Origin of the sequence: Phaeobacter sp., assembly GCF_022825805.1 — a bacterium.
Lineage (GTDB): Bacteria > Pseudomonadota > Alphaproteobacteria > Rhodobacterales > Rhodobacteraceae > Phaeobacter.
In genome coordinates, this window is sequence record NZ_JAJDWC010000129.1 from 1 (window position 1) to 3289 (window position 3289).

At 55.9% G+C, this 3289-nt stretch carries 3 protein-coding genes and 1 pseudogene; all 4 read right to left on the minus strand.

Annotated features, from left to right (window positions below; genetic code table 11):
* Positions 1 to 515: 515 nt before the first annotated feature.
* Positions 516 to 1319, minus strand: coding sequence for a carbon-nitrogen hydrolase family protein (locus Q0C28_RS15085; RefSeq protein WP_293577001.1), 804 nt, complete (start codon positions 1317 to 1319; stop codon positions 516 to 518).
* A gap of 3 nt (positions 1320 to 1322) precedes the next feature.
* Positions 1323 to 2480, minus strand: coding sequence for a Xaa-Pro peptidase family protein (locus Q0C28_RS15090; RefSeq protein WP_293577003.1), 1158 nt, complete (start codon positions 2478 to 2480; stop codon positions 1323 to 1325).
* Positions 2481 to 2520: 40 nt separating this feature from the next.
* On the minus strand, positions 2521 to 3168 hold the full coding sequence (locus Q0C28_RS15095) for a TRAP transporter large permease subunit (protein WP_293577005.1): 648 nt from the start codon (positions 3166 to 3168) through the stop codon (positions 2521 to 2523).
* Positions 3152 to 3289, minus strand: a pseudogene (locus Q0C28_RS15100) (IS5/IS1182 family transposase); the annotation flags it as partial. The pseudogene Q0C28_RS15100 and the gene Q0C28_RS15095, both read right to left, overlap by 17 nt.

Consider the following 3289-nt stretch of genomic DNA (forward strand, 5'->3'; position numbering starts at 1 on the left):
GGGGGGGGGCCGCCCCACAGGCCATGTGAGTTCGACTTTCATTTCGCTGTCGCGTCCATTGTTAGACAGTGTCCAGCGTTGAAATCTGCGGACGCTTCCATCGTCACACATGGTCTTGGTAAATGTCGATTTGGAATTTGGATGCAATACGATCCAGAGGAGGTGAAAGGCTGCCTCTCGCTTGCCGTGATCAAGACCGTGCATCTTCAGAATCTTGTTAATTTCGTAAATCCGCGCTCTATCTTCCACTACTCATTTGTCCGCTAAAACCAGACTAACAATGTCACCGGGACAATATCTGGGTACCGGGCTTTGCATCAACAATACAGCACGTTTCCTTGAAGATTTGCACGCGAACATCCAGGAACTTACGGCGAACATGCTGCCACGCCATTCTTGTCGAAGTGCGCCACGCAATCCGGTGCTTAAGCAACGCACCATGCCAATGGCTGGTAGATCTGAACCTGGCAAGGGCGTTTCCCAGAAACAAGTCGCGGCAGCCTGTCGGACACCCTTCATGGTGTTCGCTGACTTACTCTGGGGAGTTTTTTCCGGTCGACCAGATATGGCAGGCGGTGTTGCGCATTGTGAACGGCGTCTTTCCCAATGCGAGCTTGCAGAATCTCCACACTTGCTCCCGCTCTGGCCAGTTCTTGCCCGTTAGGAGCAATGACGCAGCTGCCGCCGTAGTAGTTCATGCCGTTTTCGTGCCCGGAGGAGTTTGCGTAGCAAACATATACCCCGTTCTCAAAGGCGCGAGCCGGGATCACGTTGTTCGCAACGACCCCCCATTGAGCACCCAACGCCGTCGGTACCAACACCAGCTCCGCCCCAGCGCTTGCAACAGTACGAAAGGCTTCCGGGAATTCCGCATCATAGCAAATCAGCGTTGCAGCCTTTATCCCGTCAATCTCGAAATAGGTGTAACTCTCACCCTGACAGAAGTGATCGCCTTCAAACCCGGGCGGCAACAGCAGTTTCCGATGGCAGGCCAAAAGGGTCCCGTTCCGGTCAATACAGGAAGCCGCATTGTAAATCCGCTCTCCCTCGCGCTCGGCAAACCCATAGTGAATCGCAATATTGTGACGATAAGCAAGCGCAGCAATTGTCTCTGCCGCGGGCCCATCTACAGGCTCTGCCCATTTCGTCACTTTCTCACCAATGTTGTAGCCTGTCAGAAACAACTCGGGCAGTAGCAGAAGATCTATCTCCTGACCGTCAAGGCGGGACAAACACTCAGCCAGCCAAGTCATACGTGCCTGCGGACCCTCAAGGTCCGCCGGGCTTTGAGCAATCGCAACATTTACACCGTCTGCCATCATTCACCCTTTGCTCAAGAGAATTTCACGCGGGTAACTGGTTATGTATTCAGTGCCGGTTTCAGTCACCACCACGGAGTCCCCGATCCGGCCCGCAGTGACGCCATCAACCGAGATGCCGCCATCCACCGCAAAAGTCATGCCTGGCTGCAGCACGGTCTTGTCCCCCGCTTTCAGTTCGGGCGCCTCCAGGTAGGCAACACCGATAGAACGGCCAGTGCGGTAACCTGTCTCATAGCCGCGAGCGCGGTAGACCTCGTTGGCAGCAGCGGCCACATCCTCGGCCAGAACGCCTGGGCGCATGACGGAAATGGCGGCCTGCTGGGCTTCGATAGCGGCCTCTTGTACGTCGCGGGCCTGATCAGTCACATCACCGATATGGAACATGCGGTCAAAACCCAGCTTGTATTGTTTGAACTGCGCCATGTTGCAGAAACAGAAATAGACCGGGTCGAATTTCTCGTAGGCCTTCACACTGGCGCGGCGGTGTACCATCGAGGCGTCCTTGCCGCTTTGCAGGATCTGCAGGTTGTGGATCATCGGCGAGACAAAGCGGTCCCAGCCTTTGTCTGTCAGGAAGGTGGCCGCCTTGCGCGAACCGGCCTCGATGACGGCCAGTGCGCTTTCATATTCCTGCGCCCCTTCGCGCAGACTGTCATGCGCGGCGGCCATCAATGCACCGGCAATCTGGCCCGCTTCCTTCATGATACCGATCTCAAACGGGGTTTTGATGGTTCGCATGGCGCCCAGCACTGGCGAGATATCTTTCAACGACACGCTGGGATAGGTGTCATCAAGATGATTGCGCACAATGGCAGGGATGGTGCCACGTTCGATCCAAATTTCCTTGGGGTGTTCGCCCAAAGCGCCCGCCAGGGCGCGACCCCAGCTGCGCTGACCAATATCTTCCCACGTGCGCACATCCTCGACCCATGTCATTTCTGCGACCATCTCGGATTCCATCAGCGGGGTGATCACGATAGGGGCATCATTGGAATCGACGACCAGCATGGTGGGGCGGCCGAACTCAATCCCCAGATACCCCCAAAACCCAGCCAAATAGGCAATCGAGCTTTCATCGGTGAAAACCGCCTTGGCAATGCCCGCCTCACGCATACGGTCTTGCAGGGCGAGGGTGCGTTTCTTGGCTTCTTCCAGCATGAGGTGTTTTCCTTCTTATACAGGTGTTGAGCGTTAAGGTTCAGTCCAGCAGACCAGGCAGGAACAGCGCCACAGGCGGCACGAAGGTGACGATCAGGACCATCGGCAAATGCCCCAGCAGCAGGAACTTCATGGTCGGGCCGACATAGACCGACAGCGGTTGGCGAGTGACACCGCCAGCCATGTAGAGCAGTGGCGCGCAAGGCGGGGAGATGTTGCCGAGGCCCAGATTGGTCCCGACGATGGCAGCAAAATGGATCGGGTCCAGGCCGATCTTCTGCGTGACCGGCAGCAGGATGATCGCGGCAAGCACCCCGCCGGAGACGTCATCAATGATCATGCCCATGATCAGCAGTAGCAGGTTGATCAGCAGGAGGATAACGATCTTGTTGTCTGAGATCGACAGAAGCAGGTCAGCAAATTGCGTTGGCACCTTTGCCAATACCATGCCGCGGCTCATCACAAACAAGAAGAACAGGACCATCAAGATTGCACCTGTGAGGCGCGCGGCTTCAACCGTCGAATTGAACAGGATTTGCATCGGCAAAGAGCGATAGATGATGATCCCGACAATCAGCGTATAAATCAGCGCAACAGCGCCTGCTTCGGTTGGAGTGGCAATACCGGAATAGATCCCACCCAATACGATCACCGGCATGATGATGGCCAAACTAGGCAGCCGACTCATAAAACTCGATCCACAGTCTGACGGATGCCAGTTTGATCATCGACAGGAAATTGCGTGACGTCTTTTCGTATCGGGTTGCGATGCGACGGAACGAGGCTTTCAGCCTGCCAAAGAACCGCTC